16 protein-coding genes are annotated in these 17,618 nt (G+C 63.6%); 5 read left to right on the forward strand and 11 right to left on the reverse strand.

What is annotated here, in order from left to right; translation table 11 throughout:
• Window positions 1-22 precede the first annotated feature (22 nt).
• From QA639_RS29620 to QA639_RS29635, 4 genes are all read left to right on the forward strand, one after another.
• Window positions 23-268 (forward strand): acyl carrier protein, encoded by a 246-nt coding sequence (locus QA639_RS29620; protein ID WP_157345131.1) that lies wholly within the window; start codon window positions 23-25, stop codon window positions 266-268.
• A complete protein-coding gene (locus QA639_RS29625; protein WP_157345133.1) occupies window positions 265-693 on the forward strand; it encodes a MaoC/PaaZ C-terminal domain-containing protein in 429 nt (142 codons plus the stop codon). The genes QA639_RS29620 and QA639_RS29625 overlap by 4 nt, the downstream gene beginning before the upstream one ends.
• Window positions 694-714: 21 nt before the next feature.
• The gene (locus QA639_RS29630; protein WP_157345136.1) at window positions 715-2,607 is read left to right on the forward strand and encodes an HAD-IIIC family phosphatase; all 1,893 of its coding nucleotides are present in this window, start codon (window positions 715-717) and stop codon (window positions 2,605-2,607) included.
• A gap of 540 nt (window positions 2,608-3,147) precedes the next feature.
• Window positions 3,148-3,522, forward strand: coding sequence for a hypothetical protein (locus QA639_RS29635; protein WP_244978607.1), 375 nt, complete (start codon window positions 3,148-3,150; stop codon window positions 3,520-3,522).
• 251 nt (window positions 3,523-3,773) lie between these two features.
• On the opposite strand, the gene QA639_RS29640 is transcribed toward QA639_RS29635, so the two are convergent.
• The 8 genes from QA639_RS29640 to QA639_RS29675 all read right to left on the reverse strand — a co-directional run bounded on the left by QA639_RS29640 (window position 3,774) and on the right by QA639_RS29675 (window position 12,777).
• Window positions 3,774-5,021: a glycosyltransferase family 4 protein gene (locus QA639_RS29640; RefSeq protein WP_244978608.1), complete on the reverse strand. Its 1,248-nt coding sequence runs from the start codon at window positions 5,019-5,021 to the stop codon at window positions 3,774-3,776.
• The gene (locus QA639_RS29645) at window positions 4,955-5,884 is read right to left on the reverse strand and encodes an NAD-dependent epimerase/dehydratase family protein (RefSeq protein WP_157345138.1); all 930 of its coding nucleotides are present in this window, start codon (window positions 5,882-5,884) and stop codon (window positions 4,955-4,957) included. The genes QA639_RS29640 and QA639_RS29645 overlap by 67 nt, the downstream gene beginning before the upstream one ends.
• A 3-nt stretch (window positions 5,885-5,887) precedes the next feature.
• The gene (locus QA639_RS29650) at window positions 5,888-6,739 is read right to left on the reverse strand and encodes a class I SAM-dependent methyltransferase (RefSeq protein WP_157345140.1); all 852 of its coding nucleotides are present in this window, start codon (window positions 6,737-6,739) and stop codon (window positions 5,888-5,890) included.
• Window positions 6,729-7,298: an acyltransferase gene (locus QA639_RS29655; protein ID WP_157345142.1), complete on the reverse strand. Its 570-nt coding sequence runs from the start codon at window positions 7,296-7,298 to the stop codon at window positions 6,729-6,731. Before QA639_RS29655 ends, QA639_RS29650 begins: the two co-directional genes overlap by 11 nt.
• Window positions 7,295-8,137, reverse strand: coding sequence for a methyltransferase domain-containing protein (locus tag QA639_RS29660; protein WP_210253976.1), 843 nt, complete (start codon window positions 8,135-8,137; stop codon window positions 7,295-7,297). Before QA639_RS29660 ends, QA639_RS29655 begins: the two co-directional genes overlap by 4 nt.
• 147 nt (window positions 8,138-8,284) lie before the next feature.
• A complete protein-coding gene (locus tag QA639_RS29665; protein WP_157345146.1) occupies window positions 8,285-9,379 on the reverse strand; it encodes a glycosyltransferase family protein in 1,095 nt (364 codons plus the stop codon).
• A gap of 3 nt (window positions 9,380-9,382) precedes the next feature.
• Window positions 9,383-11,221, reverse strand: a complete 1,839-nt coding sequence (asnB, locus tag QA639_RS29670; RefSeq protein WP_157345148.1) for an asparagine synthase (glutamine-hydrolyzing) — start codon at window positions 11,219-11,221, stop codon at window positions 9,383-9,385.
• Between the two features lie 2 nt (window positions 11,222-11,223).
• The gene (locus tag QA639_RS29675) at window positions 11,224-12,777 is read right to left on the reverse strand and encodes a lipopolysaccharide biosynthesis protein (protein WP_157345150.1); all 1,554 of its coding nucleotides are present in this window, start codon (window positions 12,775-12,777) and stop codon (window positions 11,224-11,226) included.
• A 297-nt stretch (window positions 12,778-13,074) separates the two neighbouring features.
• Here QA639_RS29675 and QA639_RS29680 point away from each other — a divergent pair, with 297 nt between their 5' ends.
• Window positions 13,075-14,268, forward strand: a complete 1,194-nt coding sequence (locus QA639_RS29680) for a CaiB/BaiF CoA transferase family protein (RefSeq protein ID WP_157345152.1) — start codon at window positions 13,075-13,077, stop codon at window positions 14,266-14,268.
• A gap of 55 nt (window positions 14,269-14,323) precedes the next feature.
• Here QA639_RS29680 and QA639_RS29685 read toward each other — a convergent pair whose 3' ends face one another.
• From QA639_RS29685 to mtnA, 3 genes are all read right to left on the reverse strand, one after another.
• Entirely contained in the window at window positions 14,324-15,835 is a 1,512-nt protein-coding gene (locus tag QA639_RS29685) for a tripartite tricarboxylate transporter permease (protein ID WP_038380818.1), read from the reverse strand.
• Between the two features lie 22 nt (window positions 15,836-15,857).
• Window positions 15,858-16,400, reverse strand: coding sequence for a tripartite tricarboxylate transporter TctB family protein (locus QA639_RS29690; RefSeq protein ID WP_157345156.1), 543 nt, complete (start codon window positions 16,398-16,400; stop codon window positions 15,858-15,860).
• 76 nt (window positions 16,401-16,476) lie between these two features.
• Window positions 16,477-17,577, reverse strand: coding sequence for an S-methyl-5-thioribose-1-phosphate isomerase (gene mtnA / locus QA639_RS29695; RefSeq protein WP_157345158.1), 1,101 nt, complete (start codon window positions 17,575-17,577; stop codon window positions 16,477-16,479).
• Between the last annotated feature and the right edge of the window lie 41 nt (window positions 17,578-17,618).

The following is a 17,618-nucleotide window of genomic DNA, read 5'->3' on the forward strand; positions in this document are numbered from 1 at the left end:
CCCAAATCATGGGACGATTGTGATGACTGACGAGGAAATTTATTCCCGCCTTACGCCGATTTTCCGGGACGTTTTCGACGACGACACGCTAACGCCCCATCCGGAAATGACCGCGGCAGAAGTGCCGGCGTGGGACAGCCTCAGCAATATTCGGCTGGTCGTCGCTGTTGAGGTGGAGTTCAAGATCCAGTTCTCGACTGGCGAGGTTGCCGCCCTGAAGAACGTCGGCGAGTTCGTCAACGTCATTCGCCAGCGAGCCGCGCGTTGAGCGAAAAGCCACGAGTGCTGCTGTGGAACGAGCTTAAGGAAGGCATGACCGTCTCGCTTCCGTTCCGGATCGGTCAGAGCGAGATGGATACCTTCCGAAAGCTGTCGGGAGATTCGAGCCGCATTCATATCGATTCCGAATTCGCGCGGAGCCGCGGATTCGCGGGGCCCGTGGTGTACGGCGCGCTCACGGTCGCCAGACTTTCGCATCTGGTCGGAATGCACTTGCCGGGCGACCTCGGGCTGGCGACGAGCTGGCGGATCGACTTTAATCAGCCGCTCTACATTGACGAGGAAGCGACTTTCAACGGCGAGCTAACGCACGTGTCGCAATCCACCCATACCGTCAGCCTGAAGTTTCGGGTTTACGCGGGTGAGAGGTTGATAGCGAGCGGCACCGCCGGATCTAAACTGCTAGATGAATGACACCATCCCGGGGTCGACGCCATGACGCTTCAGCTTCAAGAACTGCCCTGGTTAGAGACGCCGCCGGCGGACTTCAAGTCGCTCTGTAACGCAGTTGATGCCTCCGACGACCCGAACGGAGCCGATATCGTCGCGCTCGCCACCAAGTGCCTCAATACCGATCAGCTCACCCGCCTTTCGAAGAGCATAGAGCGCGCGCGAACCAAGAAGAAGGCGCTTTCGCCGCTTCGCGAGTTTCATCTCGGATTGCTGGGTAACGGTACAACCTGTCTGTTCGCCCCTGCCCTCGCCGCAGGCGCCGCGCGTCACGGCGTCCTGCTCCGCGTGACTCAGGCTGATTACGATCAGGTTGTGCAGGAAGCGCTCGATCCATCCTCCGCGATCAACTCCTCCAAGCCCGACGCCGTTCTGCTAGCGCTCGATTTCCACGGATTGCCCCTCAGCAGCGGGGGCAACGGCCCGTCAGACCAGTCTGCCCTCGACTACGTGGGTATGATACGTGAAGGTCTCGAGCGCGGCGCCGGGGTGCCGGTCATTTTTCAGACCGTAGCCTGCCCTCCGCAACCGCTGTTCGGAAGCATGGACGCCCAAGTATCCATGTCGATGCGCCGCCAGATTCAGGATTTCAACGACGGGCTTCGCGAGCTCGCCGCGAAGCGAGGTGACTACATACTCGATGTCGCCGCGTTGGCGGAATCGATCGGAACCCAGAACTGGCACAATCCCGTCCAGTGGAATCTCTACAAGTTGCCATTCGCGCAAACGATGGTGCCGATCTACGTTGAGTATGTTGGACGCCTTCTTGGCGCGATCCGCGGCAACGCCCGCAAATGCCTCGTGCTCGACCTCGATAACACGGTCTGGGGTGGCACGATTGGCGACGACGGATTGGAAGGCATCGTTCTCGGACAGGGCGATGGGGTAGGAGAAGCCTTCTCCGAAATCCAGCGAACGGCGCTTCAGCTGCGCGATCGCGGTGTCATCCTGGCGGTATCCTCGAAGAACACGGATGAGGTCGCGCGACAGCCCTTCCTGGAGCATCCCGAGATGTTGCTGAAGCTGGACCACATTGCCGTCTTTCAGGCCAACTGGAGCGACAAGGCGACCAACATCGAGGCGATCGCCAAGACGCTGAATATCGGTCTGGATTCCCTGGTGCTGCTCGACGACAATCCCGCCGAGCGGAGCCAGGTGCGAAAGGCGTTGCCGATGGTAGCCGTGCCCGAACTGCCCGCCGATCCTTCGCTCTACGCGCGCACGCTGCTGAACGCGGGCTATTTCGAGGCCGTCACATTCTCCGAGGAGGATCGTCAGCGCGGCGCCCAATATCAGGCAAATGCCCAGCGCGCGGAGCTGTCGGCCAAGTCTCGCGACATGGAGGAATTTCTGGCGTCGCTCGGCATGACGATCGAATTCCACGCGTTCGATGCCGTCAATCTCGGGCGGATCGCACAGCTCATCAACAAGACCAATCAATTCAACCTGACGACGCGTCGCTATACGCATTCCGAAGTCGAGACGATGTCGCGTTCGCCGGATTGCTTGACTTTCCAGATCAGGCTTCGAGACCGCTTTGGCGACAACGGAGTTATCGGCGTCGTCATTGCGCGAAAGAAGGACACGACTTACGACATCGACACTTGGTTGATGAGCTGCCGGGTTCTCGGCAGACGGGTTGAGGAAGCCATCATTGCCGAGCTCGTCCGCCATTGCCGTTTGAACGGCGTCGACACGCTGGAGGGCAGCTACCTCCCCACCGCCAAGAACGGATTGGTGCGCGACCTGTACAAGAGGCTTGGATTTGCGCCGGCCGGCGGCACGGATGACCACCATATCTGGAAGCTGGACATCACCGAATATAACGTCCCCCCCCTGCCGTTCGAGGTTATTCGCAGCAGCACCGCGAATGCCTGAGAATCGGCATTCGCATTTCCGAGCGGCCAAGCCGGAACGGCGCCAAACGCGACTGAATTTTGCGCGAGCTTGCCGCACCGAGCTTTCTTAACCGAAGGCAGTCGACGCCGAACCGCGCGCGACCAAAACACAAGGCAAGTCTGGACCGCAAATTCAACAAGCTCGATCTTCATGGCAGGCCGACCTCGCTTCGTGGGTCCAGCAACAGAGTGATCTTGTCTTGCTCGATTGGAACTTCGACCGGTCGTGGCCAATTTCGATCGCCCCACATCTTGCGGTGCCTGCTGGCCTCCCTGAGCGGGATCAGAAGCGCATTTCCGCAGCAGTCAATGACCCAAGTCGGGCTCGATATCGTCGCTCCGCGATCGGATCGAGCCGCCAATCGAGGGCATTCTGCGTTCGGCCGACAAGCGTGCCATGTACTTGGTATACTTGCCCTTTTTAGTTTCTAAAATGACTACCCTTGTCTGCCGCTACAACCTTGGCATCAGCTATGCTACTGTTAGTCGTGCATACTAAACTAGGAAGAATCTGGCACCGATGCAGCCTAAGCTTTCGTTCGATACTCGGGTGTTGGTCGGTTCTACTCTGTTCGCTCTCGCATCAAGCGCATTTCTTTACTTGCTTCCCGTCTCGCCGATCGAGAGACATCTGCGCGGCGCGTTCCGCCAGTGGCATGGGAATGCATATTCTATCGTCGTCAAGTATCCGCTCAATCGACTGGACGATGCTCGCCTCTATGAAGACGGTAAGCCCTTGGGTCCACCCAATAGCGATCTTCAAGACATCTTGGCGAAAGGCCATGGGCTCTACAAACTCTACCGGATGTCCAACGAAACCTCTCCCGTCCTGATGTTTTCATCGAGTGACAATACCGATCCAAACACAAACGGCAGGAAGTATCGCCTCGAATAAAAAGGGCCCGGCGCCATTGGGCTACCGGCAAGCTGAGCGAGGCGCTGGATGGAGAAAGCTTTACGCACCACTACCGGCTGGGCCGGTCACGGACCAGCGAAGCTTGCAGCCTCGCCGAGCTTGCGAAATCATGTGAATACCCAGGCAACCAGATCTTTAGGAGTGCACCTTCGATCTGAGGCGACGTCCCAGTCCAGAACCATGAGAAGAAATGGCGCCACTTCCCGTCGATTGCCGCTCGACCTTGCCGTCTATCTTTCGATCGGTTCACCGACATCCTGACCTGCCGCCTGTCGCATTGTCGCCGCAAAACTCGCTGCGAACGCGCAAACATTGTCGTCCTGGTGCGGCACGACGTTCCGAATGATGGGCCCGTGAGCGTCCTGCGCGGCCTGCATCAGGTGGTCTGCCAACGCGACCGGATCGTCGACGCCGAAATAGCGGGCGCTACCCGCGGTCTGCTCCCGATGCACGTCGATGTCGGACAGGATCATCGGAACGCCAAACGATTTCGCCTCCTCGACGGTCGTGCTCCAGCCCTCGAAGCGCGATGGGTTGATCAGCGCCGTTGAAGCGCGCAGCAGCGCGTAGACATGCGGCAGCGGGATAACGCCTAGGTGGCGGAACTGCGCTTCAAGGCCGCGCTTCTGGATCTCGGAGTTGACCAGATCATAATAGCCCGGCTCGCGCCGGTCTTCCTTGCTGCCGGATGCACAGATCACCACGTCGATCGCCCGCCCCTTCAGGATCGTCAAGGCGTCGACGACGAGCTTGTGGTTCTTGTGGCGATAGAACTGATTGGGCAGATAGAAATAGTTCGCCGGCAGATGATATGCCCCGATCACTTCGGCCGGGTCCGTGTTCAGGAACGCGGCCGGCGGCTGGGTCGCGAAGCGAACGACGCAGACCTGGTTTCTTGCGCCTGGATAGTAGGCCCTGAAATCACGCAGCGCGCTCTCGCTGCTCAGCATGATGGTTCGGCCCGAGGCGATTTGCATGCGAAAGCCAAGCTCGCGGCGCCAGCGTGCCGTCGTTGGAAACAGTTGCGGCAGAGAGCGGTGCTGCAAATCCGGAATCCATGCCACTGCCGGATGCGCGAGCCGCCAACCAAAGAAACGTGCCGATTCGACGACGACATCGATCCCGGCGCCTCGAAACGCCGCCGCGGCTCCGCGATCCAGACCAAGCCCGAGTGCCGCGGCCAACCCTGGCTGTCCATCGAAAGTCTCCGATCGAACGACCTCGACACCCGGTATCGCGCCAAGCTCCGCGAGTTCATTCTCTTCGGCCTTATTCCCGGCAAAGACAATCGGAACAAATTCGCCGGGCAGAAACCTGGCAAGCGCCGCAAACAGATTGCGCTGATAATTATAGCCGCCGGCCCAAAGCCGTCGCGAAATGTGACTGAACGCGAACCGCAATGGGCGGGGCGTCACGAAGCCTGCCCCTTGAACCAGGCCACGTAATCGGCAAGACCCCGATCGAGCGGAATGCGCCAATCGAACCCGATCTGACGCAGCACGGCATCGTCGGCCAACAGGCTCAGGGGATCGCCGGGCCGGCTTACGCCCGAGTGCCGCACAACGGTATTGCCGCCCCACTGCCGGATGAGACCGGCTGCGATATCGGAAACGCTGGTCCCACGGCCCGACCCGCCATTGATGACCCGGAAGGCCGCCTGCGACGACGGTGTTGCGACGCTTGCGAGCAGCCTTGCGACATCACGCACGTCGGTCCAGTCGCGGATTTCGTTGCCCGTCCCGCCAAGCGTGAGCACCTGCTCCTTGGCCGCCAGCCGCGAGCAGATGTCCCAGAGCAGCTGCTTGCGCAAATTGGGTCCATAGACCGAGAACAGCCGCACGATCGTGCAGCGGATGCCAAACGACTGCGCGTAGCTCCCGCACAATTGCTCCATCATCAACTTGTGCTTCCCATAGGGCGACATCGGAGTTGCGATCGCGCTTTCAGCGATCGGGCCGACATGGTCGGCTCCATAGACGGCCGCACTTGACGCCGCGATCACGGCGCAGTTCGGCGCGGATCCGCGCAGCCATTCGAGCAGCCGCGCGGTGCTCGCCACGGTGCGCGAAAAGTCCTCGAACGGCCGCTCGATCGAGATGCCGACCGACGATCCGCCGGCCAAATGAAAGATCTGCGCCGGTAGCCCGTGCGCGGCCGCGAGCGCATTGAGATTGGCCGCGTCGATTTCACCGTTGATCCAGCTCTGCAAACCAAGCCGCCGGGATTCCGCTGCATCGAGTGCGCCGTGCCCGACGCCGTGCACCGCATGGCCCGCTCCCGCCAGCTCATGCACGAGATGACGGCCGATGAACCCATTCGCGCCTGTGACCCAGACGATCATCGATCAGGCCTTGTGACAGACAAAAGAGTAGAGCCGGCCCGGCCGATTGTCGAAACGTTCGGCCATCGACAGCAACGAGCCGAACACAAGGCGTGACGCAAACGCGGTTCGCCACAGCGGCGCCACCGGAACCTTTTGCGTCAACCTGGTCACGATCGCCGATTTCAGGGTCTCCAGCGTATAGGGAAACAGGTTGATCGGGCTTTGCAGCGGCGCCAGCGCGTCGATCGCGGAAAAGCCTGCGGCGGTCAGCGCGCCGGTGTAGCGATCGAGCAGGTAGGCATGCTCGCCCCCGTAAAGATGATGCAACGGATGCTGCGCGAGGAACTGGGGGAGGTCCGCCTCCTTGCTGATGACATGCTCGCGCGCAGCGATCAGCATGCCGCCGGGCCGCAGCACGCGAAACATCTCCCGGCATGCTCCCTCGAGATCGCGCGTGTGGTGCAGCACGGCGCGGGCAAAGACGACATCGAACGCCGCATCGGCGAACGGCAGCCGCTCGGAAAACTCTTCGACCACCCGGATCGGCTGTTGCGACTGCGCTGCCAGATCGCGGATCGCCGCCGCTCCCACGATCGCGCTGGGATCCGGCTCGAGCGCCGTCACGGCAAAGCCGGTTCGGGCGAGCGCGTAGCTCGCAATGCCGCGGCCGGCGCCGACATCGAGCGCGGCGCCGGACCGGCCGGCCAGCAGCGAAGCGACCGCCTGCCACTCGGAGCTCCGGAAATAGCGTTCGGCAGCGCCGGCCAGCGGATCGTCGTAGAATGCATCGAGCACAAGCTGGCGCTGATCCGGCTGATTGCGCAGCCAGACCACCGCGTCCTCCCAGGTGGTAAACTTGCGCTCACCGTTCATCGAGCCCAAGCTCCCTCACCAATACGGCCGGATTGCCCGCCACGATCGAAAACGCCGCGACATCCCTGGTTACGACCGCGCCGGCCGCGACGATAGCGCCCTGGCCCACCGTCACACCGCGCAAGACCATCGCGCCCGCGCCGATCCAGGCATCATCGCAGATTCTGACCGGACTCTCATCAAGCGAGATATCGTTCGGATGCCCGCGGGTAAAAATCTGCTGGACCTGTTTGTGCCGCTCGGCCGCCCGCAGCGGGTGCGTGAGATTGTCGAAGACATTCGCCGAATGCGAGATCAGGACGCGGTTGCCGATCTCGATCGATGCCGCCGACCAGATCCGGGTTCCTTCTCCGACGTAGCACCATTCGCCGATCTTGATCTCGCCACCATGCGCGAAGGTCAGGAGTTCACCCAGGATGCGGCTATTGCGGCCCACGACGATCTTGTCGGAATCGCCGCGGATGTTTCTGATCCTGGCATAGCGGCCGAGCGCCGCGTCCGGCTGCAGCCGGCAAGTCGCGCGACCGATCAGGCGCTGGATCAGGTAATCGACATTCATGCCGTCAACTGCAGGCAAGCGACGGCGCGCGACGACGCCGCAAGGTCATTGCCCTGCCCTTTGCCAGTGTGGACGTCGAAAACGGTCGCGCCGGCGAGCGCCTCGGCGCTCTGGCGTGACCAGCCCTGCCGCGAATAGCCGAAATAGTCGACATGGTGAGATGTCGCGCCGAATGCCTCGACGATCCGCTCGATCATGGCAAGATCGAACACCTGATACCAGCCGAGATTGTCGCGCTTGCCGAACGGCACTGAGATCAAGCAGGTCCCGCCGGGCTTGAGAATGCGCTTGAACTCCCGCACCGCCGGAACAAAGCCGTCGCGATCGGTCTCGGCGTCGCGCGGATCGCCCGTATACAGCATCTGATTGTCGAGGCCGATGTGCTCGATCGTCGAAATGCTGGCGACGGTGTCGAAAACCTGATCGCCGAACATCGTGTTGCGAAGATCGCCGAACACATAGGAGTAGCCGTCATGCCAATAGCATCGCTTCTCCGGCGCCAGCGTCATGATGGTGAGATCCGCGCCGCGCAGCGGCGGACGCTGCAGCAGGAAATCGTGGTTGAACGTCGATCCCGCGTCCAGCATCTTGCCGACATTGTTCAATCGGGCATAGACCCAGGGATATTCCACCACGCGCTCGTCCATGGCGACGCCGTAGCCGGGCGGAAGCTCCTTTCCTGCCTGTAGCAGGCCTGCGTCGATCGCCGCGGTGATGGTATCGCGCTTGACCGTCTGATAGCCCGGGCCGAACGGCCGCGGCCGCAGCCTGAACAGCGGCACGGCGAGCCCGTCGGCCACCCATTTCAGCTGATGGATCAAGTCACTTGCAGACATCATCTCGGCCCGATCGCCCGCCCGCTGGCCGGCCCTGTGCACCGTCTAGAGCCTTTTCCGTTCCGATGGAATCGGGACGGGGCTCCAGATTGTTGTTTTGACGCATTTTCCCTGCGCGAACCGGCGCCCACTTCGCTCGAAAACGCTCTATCACGGCTCAATCCGCGCGACGAGGTCGATAAACTGCGCCCATTGCGAGGCCTTGCTGTAGGTCTCCTGCACGCGGCTCCTGCCGGAGGCGGCGATCGCAGCCCATTGAGGCCAATCCCGCAGGCTGCGTGAGATCGCCTCGGCGGCCCGCTCGGGATCGTCGTAGGTGCGCATTGTGACGCCGTCCCGCATCGCCTCCGGATAGTTGCCGGCATCCGACACGAGCAGCGAGCCGCAACCCATCGCCTCGAAGCAGCGCATATTGCCGCGATCGTTGCCGGCCATGTCGATCGCGCCATTGAGCACGATCTTCGCCGATCCGAACAACTCGTAGAGGTCCCTGCCGAACAGCGGCAACCTCGCGATTCGCGCGATGGCGTCGGGGCGCCGGTGCTTGCGCAGCGGCAGCAATCGACCGACCGTGCTTTCGGCGAGCCGCGTCAGCCGCGACGCATCGAGGCAGAACACGATCTTGCGATCAGCTGCCAGCGCGGCGACCTGTTCGAGCGTCCTGCCCCGCGCGCTATGATGCCGCGAATACCCACCGACAAACGCCACGTCGATCGGCCGTTCGCCGTCGCCGTACTGCTCCATGACTGGATCGATCGCAGGAAAGAAGAGCTCCGCCCGGCATCCCTTGCTGCGCCACGCCTCGAGGATCGAGGGAAAGTTTCCAAGCACCGCGCCATAGGCGGTGAGATCGGCATTTCCGGAGGGCGCGGCGCGCCAGCACAGCGTCTTCTTCACGCAGCCGGGAAGCTTGGCGACGAACGCACTCGGATAGCGCACCGGATCGAGATTGTAGAACACCTCGGTTCTGTGATGCTCGATCTGCGCGAGCAGAATGGCCTCGAGCGTCGGCGCTTCCTTCATTCCCTGCTCACGTGCCCACTGGCGCTGCAGCACCTCATCGTCGCCATTCGTGAAGAAGGCTTCAGCTGCGCCGTCGAGCACGGGCTTGAGAAAATGCGCGGCGCCAAACCGATCATGCAGGAACACGTCGCGGCGCGCGTCGAAACTTGACGCCTTTGCCGCGAGCTGGTTCAGCCTCGGCAAATAGGACGGATAGAGACCGCTATTCTGGAACAGACGCATTGGTTACGCGGACCTTGCCAACATCCATTTCATGTTCAAATAAGGCCAGATCCGGCCGACACTCTTCCAATCCCAGCTCTGCGACGCCGTCAAGCGGCCGACCGCCTTTCGAAGGGGCGTTTCGTCGACGAACTCGGCGAATGCCGGAACATTCCGATCAAGCAGCTCTGCCGCCCAGCCCGCCAATGGCCCGTTCAGCCATTCCGGCATCGGCGAGTTGAAGCCTACCTTGCGGCGCGCGGTGCGGATGGTTTCGGGCATCAGGTTCGCCATCGCCTGCCGCGCCACCACCTTGGTCAGGCCATCCGCCGACTTGCTCGTTTCCGGCAGCGCCATCGTGTAGGTGACCAGCCGCCAATCCATGAACGGCATGCGGACCTCGATCCCGTGCGCCATCGAGAGTCGGTCGAAATTGCGCAGAATGGTAGGCAGCGTGGTCGAATGGAACATGCGGTAGAGGCGCCTGTTCAACGCACCCCATGTATCAGGCAATTCGTCGTCCTCGGCGACCAGCGGCAGCGGCGCAGGCGCGGCCGCAGCGCCTCCGCGCAGGAAGTAGTGCCCCTCGCGCCTGATCATCTGCGCGCGCAGGAAGTCGATGCCGCGCTGCGCCAGCTGCGATCGTGAGGTGAGCGCGGCTGCTGCGTTCCGGATCCGGAATGCGGCCGACTGTCCCTCCTGCAGGTAGGCGCCCATCAATTCGTCCGCGCCGTGGCCGTCGAGTGACACGGTGACGTTCTGGCGCCGGAGCTCGCGATAGATCAGCCAAGGCGCGCTCGGCAGCCCGATATAGACGTCGTCATTGTCGTCGAGAATGCGGTCAAGGTCGGTGAGCGCGGCGGAGCGGCCGATCTCGAGAAAGCTCGGTGCCACCTCGGCCCACGCGGCCGCTTCCTCCGCCATCGGCCGCTCGTCATTGCTGGCGCCGGGAAAGGTCGCGACAAAGGCGTGCCGCCAGGCGGTCGAGTCACGCGGCCCCATGCCGGCTTTCTCATGGGTCGCCATGGCGCAGATCACCGCGGACGAATCGAAGCCGCCGGACAGACAGGTCCCGATCGGAACGTCGCTGCGCATCCGCAGCGCGACGGAATCCTGAAACAGGTCACGAAAGCGCTCGACGCGTTCGCTCTCGGTATCCGGGATTGCCGGCAGATGGTCCACGGTTCGCCACCAGCGGCGCACCTGCACACGCCCCTGGCGCAACCACATGCAGTGGCCGCCCTGCAGGCGGCGCAGTTGCGCGAACAGCGTCCGCTCGCTGCCTTCGATCCCGAACGGGTCAAGCAACAGCCGCCGCGCCACGTCGACATCGAGCGACGCCTCAACCAGCCCGCTCCGCGCCAGCGCCCGCTGCTCGGACGCGAAAACGAACCGCTCGGACGACAGCGCATACAACATCGGTTTGATGCCGAAGCGATCGCGCGCCAGGAACAGATCATCGGTGGCCGTGTCGTAGATCGCCAGCGCCCACATGCCGTTGAAGCGCAGCAGCATGTCCTCGCCCCATGCCTGCCAGGCGGCAAGGATCACTTCGGTATCGGACTGGCTGCGGAAAACCGCGCCCTTCGCCTCGAGCTCGCGGCGCAATTCGAGGAAGTTGTAGATCTCGCCGTTGTAGACGATCACATGGCGGCCATCGCCCGATGCCATCGGCTGATAGCCGCCCTCGCCGGGGTCGATGATGGCGAGCCGACGATGGCCGAAGGCGACGTTTCGCTTGGCATTGAACCAGGTGCCCTCGCCGAACGGACCGCGATGCGCGATCAATTTGGTGAGCCGCGAGATGTCGGCCGGCTCCACGGGAGCGCCGCGCAGATTGACGATGCCTGCGATGCCGCACATGTCTAGATGGCCTTGAAGGGCAGGAAGCGACTGCTGATGACGCGGAGATCCCGCCAGCACACGGCGCGGTAGGGACCGAGCTGCGACGCGGCAACGGCGGCGACAAAGATGGCCGCCGCCGACACGCCGTAGAGCGACACCACATACCACCATGACGGCGCGTGGTCGAATGACGCGTGGCCGAGCTGCGAACGCAGCGCCAGCGCGATGGCTACTCCCGTGCCGAGCGGGATCAATACGAAATGCAACATCCGTGACCACATATCTGAAAGGCGGAAGGTTCGCTGCAGCAACAGCACGGTGATCACCATCTGGGCGGCCATCCCGACGCAAGAGCTCCAACCGGCCGCCGGCCAGCCGAAATACGGCAACGCGACGGCGCTGGTCGCCAGCGTGAAGATGCCCGTGACGAGCGAGATCAGCGCGTTGGAACTGGAGCGGCCCTGCGACAGCAGATAGAACGCAAACACATTGGCGCTGGACCCCAATATTCCGCTGATCGCGAGTACCACCAGCACCAGCTGGGCCTCGGCGGCGACCTCGGCGCCGGTCCATCGATGCAGCAACGCGCCTGCGACCGGGATCAGGCCGCCCAGCGCGCTCGCGGCAAGCACATTGAGAATCCAGGACGAGCGAAGCAGGAGGTCGACCTTGCGATCGTCATCCTCCCTCTGCAGGGTGCTGAAGAACGGGAACAAGATCTCGCCGATCTTCAGCACACCGATATAGACAGCCTCCTCCAGCCGCTGCGCGACGCTGTAGAAGCCGACGAATTGCGGCTGCAGCAGCGCGCCGAGCAGATAGCGGTCCGCCTGCCCGGCGAACAGCGCGCCGCTTTGCGCCGCGAACTGCCAACCGCCAAGCTTGACCAGCGCACGCAGCGCACCGCGATCGAGCGCCGGCCGTGCCAGCCAGTCACTGATGGCGTGGCGCGACCAGGCAAAGGCCATCACGAGATTTGTCGCAAAGCCCAAGGCCTGACAGCCGAGGAAGGTCGAGGCGCGCGGCGCGTAGGGGATCAGCAGCAGCATCGACATCGTCGTCACCACCGTGCCCGTGATGCTGATCGACGCGATCCGCCGATAGTCCTGACGCGCCGTGAACAACGAGAGGAAGACGGCGAACAGGCACTGGAACAGCCAACCGGCGCCGGCCAATGCGAAGGCGAGCCCGAGATCGTCGGCGGCCGGGCCGCCGAGGTGGAATCCCAGTCGTGCGAGCGGCGCGCCGGCAAAGGCAAGCAACGCAGCGATCAGGCCGCCAAGGACGATGGCAAGCGCGAGAGCGGTCGCGAAAAATCGCCGCGCCTGGTCGCGGTCGGACGATTCCAACCTTTGCGCGAGCTCGCGCGCCGTCGAAAGGCCGAGCGCATTGCTGAACATCAGCGCCGGCGCGACACAGGCCGTCACCAGACCCGCAACGCCGAACGCGGCGAGACCGAGCCGGAAAATCACGAACGGCAGGATCGCGAGATTGAGCAGCACCGCGACCGCGAAGGCGGTCGCGTTCCATGCCGAGTTACCGAGCAGATGGGATGGACCCTTTTTCACCGCCATGCCCGCTTTCGGTCCATCGCTCCGATACGCCTCAAGTGCCTCTTCCGTAAGGGCAAAACCCATTCGGCATGGCGACGGGCTAGCAGCCGGCGCGGTGATTGTCGAGAGTTGGCGGACGGCGGGGAGGTGTGGGGCCAGGCCAGGACCGCAAAATACAGGAGCCGATCTTCACGGAACCATGGCTGGTTGTTTCCGGCCCTGTTTGTGATCCGGGTAACAGTTGGAAAGGCCTGCCAAATTGTCTATGGCAGATGGGCTCAAGCCCCCCGGGCAGTCCGCCCAACAAGAGGTGTCTCAATGCCCTTTCCCCGCGCATCCCAAGCCTTGTCCCGTTTCACCGTGCTGGATTTGACCCGGGTCCGGTCTGGGCCGACCTGCGTGCGTCAGCTCGCCGATTGGGGCGCCAATGTCGTCAAGATCGATGCGCTTCTGGAGGATGGCGGTGGCGAGCAGCCGGGCGGCCCGCGCGGCGGCTCCGATTTCCAGAACCTGCATCGCAACAAGCGCGCCATGACGCTGAACCTCAAGGACCCCAAGGGGCTCGAGGTGTTCAAGCGGCTGGCCGAACAGGCCGATGTCGTGGTCGAAAACTTCCGGCCGGACGTCAAGGCCAAGCTCGGCATCGATTACGAGAGCATCCGCAAGATCAATCCGCGGATCGTCTATGGCAGCATCTCCGGGTTCGGCCAGGATGGCCCCTATCACAAGCGCCCGGGTTTCGATCAGATCGCCCAGGGCATGGGCGGGCTGATGTCGGTGACCGGCGCGCCCGGCGGCGGACCGATGCGGGTCGGCATTCCCGTCGCCGATCTGACCGCGGGCCTGTTCTGTGCGATCGGCATCCTCACGGCGCTGCTGGAACGCGACGTATCCGGCGAAGGCCAGTGGGTGCAGACCTCGCTGCTGCAGGCCCAGATCTTCATGCTGGATTTCCAGGCGGCGCGCTGGCTGATGGAAAAGGAAGTGGCCAAGCAGGCCGGCAACAACCATCCGACCTCGATCCCGACCGGCGTGTTCAAGACCTCCGACGGTTACATCAACATCGCCACGACAGGCGGGCGGATCTGGGAGCGTTGCGCACAGGCGATCGGCGCGCCCGAGCTGATCACCGACCCCGACTACGCGACCGCGCCGGCCCGCTCGAAGAACCGCGACGCGCTGAATGCGAGGATCGGCGCGCTGACCGAGAAGAAATCGACCGAGACCTGGGTGCAGGCGCTGAACGCCGCCGGCGTGCCGTGCGGGCCGATCTACTCGATCGACCAGATGTTCGAGGATGCCCAGGTCAAGCATCTCGGCATGGCCCAGCACGTGCCCAATGACGAGAACCGGCAGATCCAGCTGGTCAGCCAGCCGGTGACGCTGTCGCGAACGCCGAGCAGGATGGCCGCCCGCCCGCCGGAGTTCGGCGAGCAGACCGAGGAGCTGCTGGCCGAATTCGGCTTCGGCAAGGAGGAGATCGCCGAACTCCGTCAGCGCAAGGTGGTTTGACGGTATCAAACCGCCAATGCCTAGCGGTTCGAGGTCGCCAGATCCCGGACCGCGACTACGCCCGTGCAGGCCGCAACATTCGTCCGAGCCCGACGAACGCCTTGTCGATCACCGGCCAGAACAGCAGCACGATCGCCAGTGTCGTGATGGTTCCGACCAGGCCGTTTGACCAGAACACCTTCATGTCGCCGCCGGAGCCGATCATCGAGAGGCGGAACGCGTCCTCGGCGCGGTTGCCGAGCACCAATGCGAGGGTGAACGGCGCGAGCGGGATCCCGATCTTCTTGAAGACGTAGCCGACGACGCCGAAGCCCAGCATCAGCCAGATATCGAACATCGCGTTCTGGATCGCATAAGCGCCGATCGCGCAGGACACCACGATCATCGGGGCTACGGCCGCGAACGGCACGCGCAGGATCGAGGCGAAGATCGGCACCGTGGTCAGCACCAGCACGAGGCCGACGACATTGCCGAGATACATCGAGGCGATCAGGCCCCAGACGAAATCCTTGTGCTCGACGAACAGCAGCGGCCCCGGGTTGAGGCCCCACACCATCAAGCCGCCGAGCAGGATCGCAGCGGTCCCCGAGCCGGGAATGCCGAGCGCCAGCATCGGCAACAGCGCCGAGGTGCCCGAGGCATGCGCGGCGGTCTCGGGCGCGAACACGCCCTCGATCCGGCCCTTGCCAAAGCTCTCCTGATCCTTGGCGAAGCGCTTGGCGAGGTTGTAGCCCATGAAGGAGGCCGCGATCGCGCCGCCGGGCGTGATGCCGAGCCAGCAGCCGATCACCGACGAGCGCAGCAGCGTCACCCAGTATTTCGGCAGGTCCTTCCACACCGAGAGCACGACGCGCAGGCTGATGCCCGCGGCGTGTCCGCGCAGCGCAAGGCGCTCCTCCATCGTGAGCAGGATCTCGCTGATGCCGAACAGGCCGATGACCGCGACGAGGAAGTTGATGCCGCGCAAGAGCTCCGCGGAGCCGAACGTCATGCGCAGCTGCCCGGACACCGTATCCATGCCGACGCCGGCGAGCAGCAGCCCGAGCGACATCGAAATGACAGTCTTGTGCTTGGCCTCGCGGCCGAGGCCGACGAAGGAGCAGAAGGTCAGGAGATAGACGGCGAAGAATTCCGGCGGGCCGAACCTCAGCGCGAACGACGAGATCATCGGCGCCAGGAAGGTGATCAGCAGCACCGCGACCAGCGAACCGACGAAGGACGAGGTGAACGCCGCGGTGAGCGCTTCGGCCGCCCTGCCCTGCTGCGCCATCGGATAGCCGTCGAACGTGGTCGCGACCGACCAGGCTTCGCCCGGGATATTGAACAGGATCGAGGTGATGGCGCCGCCGAACAGCGCGCCCCAGTAGATGCACGAGAGCATCACGATGGCGGAGGTCGGATCCATCGTGAAGGTCAGCGGCAGCAGGATCGCGACGCCGTTGGGGCCGCCAAGCCCGGGCAGCACGCCGACGAAGATGCCGAGGACCAGCCCGACCATCATCAAGAGCAACGTCTTCCACGTCAGAAGGACGGCAAAGCCGTGCAGCAGGAGACCGAAGGCTTCCATGTTTCGAAATCCTGTCGGTTCGCTAGCGGCCGAGAGCCGCTTCGAGCGGCCCCTTCGGCATGATGACGTCGAAGACGATGTCGAAGGTCACGAACATCACGGCGGTGAAGACGAAGGCGGTGAGCAGCGACTTCCACAGCGCTATCTTGCCGACGAGGCGCATGAAGCCTGCGATCAGGAAGAAGCTCGCGACGTAGAGGCCGAGATATTGGGTGGCGAGGCAGAACAGCAATGTCGGCACGAACACCGCCATCACCCGGCGAAGCTGGGCCCGGGTGACAAAGGTCTCGGCAGCTTCCCGGCGCGAGACGAAGGCGGCTCCCAGGCCATAGAGGCTGGCGCCGCCGAGGATGACCGAGAGGTAGAACGGAAAATAGCCCGGCTGCGGCCCGGTCGAGTCCCACGACGCGCCGGTGCGCCAATTGTCCCAGCCGAGCACTACGGCGAGCGCAAGCAGAAGCAGCGACACGACGACGTCGACGACGCCGGTGCTGACGACCGCCGGCGAGTTATCTTCAGGTGCGGTCGGATCGTCGACGACGATCTCAAGTTCGGTATTGGACATGGATGAGACGGTCTGGGTTGCGAGGGCAACGATTGGGATAGCGTGCTGATGCAACCACCGTCAATGCAGCCTTCAGCTAAACGGTGGAACGTTCGGGAAAGGCGCTCGCAAGTGCAGCACGCTCCGGCTTGAGAACGCCGCGCTCAGTGATCAATCCGGTCACCAGCCGCGCCGGCGTCACGTCGAAGCCGAAATTGGCCACCGACGAGCCGTCCGGAACCACGCGCACGGTCTCGATCCGGCCATCGGCCGTGCGTCCCGTGAGGTGCGTCACCTCGGCGGCCGCCCGCTGCTCGATCGGAATCTGCCTGACGCCATCATCGATACTAAAGTCGATGGTCGGCGACGGCAGCGCCACATAGAACGGCACGCCGTTGTCGTGGGCCGCGAGCGCTTTCAGATAGGTGCCGATCTTGTTGCAGACGTCGCCGTTGGCGGCGACGCGATCGGTCCCGACGATCGCGAGATCGATCATGCGATGCTGCATCAGATGGCCGCCGGTGTTGTCGGGGATCACGGTGTGCGGCACGCCGTGGTGCCCGAGTTCCCAGGCGGTGAGCGAAGCGCCCTGATTGCGCGGGCGGGTCTCGTCGACCCAGACGTGGACCGGAATGCCGCGATCGTGCGCCTGGTAGATCGGCGATGTCGCCGTTCCCCAATCCACGGTTGCAAGCCAGCCGGCGTTGCAATGCGTCAGGACGTTCACCACCTCGCCCGGCTTCTTGGTCGCGGCAACCGTCTCGATCAGGCCGAGCCCGTGACGGCCGATCTCGCGGTTGATCTCGACATCCTCATCGGCGATCTCGCGGGCACGGGCATAGGCCGCCCCGGCCCGCGCCGAGGCCGCGAGCGGCACGAGCGCGCGCTGCATCTCGTCAACGGCCCATTTCAGATTGATCGCTGTCGGCCGGGTCGCCAGCAGCATCTTGCCGGCGCGCTCGAGTGCCGCGTCGGAGGCATCGGCGCGCATCGCGAGCGCCATGCCATAGGCCGCGGTGGCGCCGATCAGCGGCGCGCCGCGGACCAGCATCGAGCGGATCGCCTCGCCGGCCTCGTCCGCGGTGGTGAGTTTGGCGACGATGAATTCATGCGGCAGCCGGCGCTGATCGATCGCGCCGACCGACCAGCCGTCGGGCTCGAGCCAGATGCTGCGAAAATGTCGTCCATCGACTTTCATGTCCTACGCCCTTCGCGTCGCGCGCTCGCTAGAGGACTTCC

Source organism: Bradyrhizobium pachyrhizi (assembly GCF_029714545.1).
Lineage (GTDB): Bacteria > Pseudomonadota > Alphaproteobacteria > Rhizobiales > Xanthobacteraceae > Bradyrhizobium > Bradyrhizobium pachyrhizi.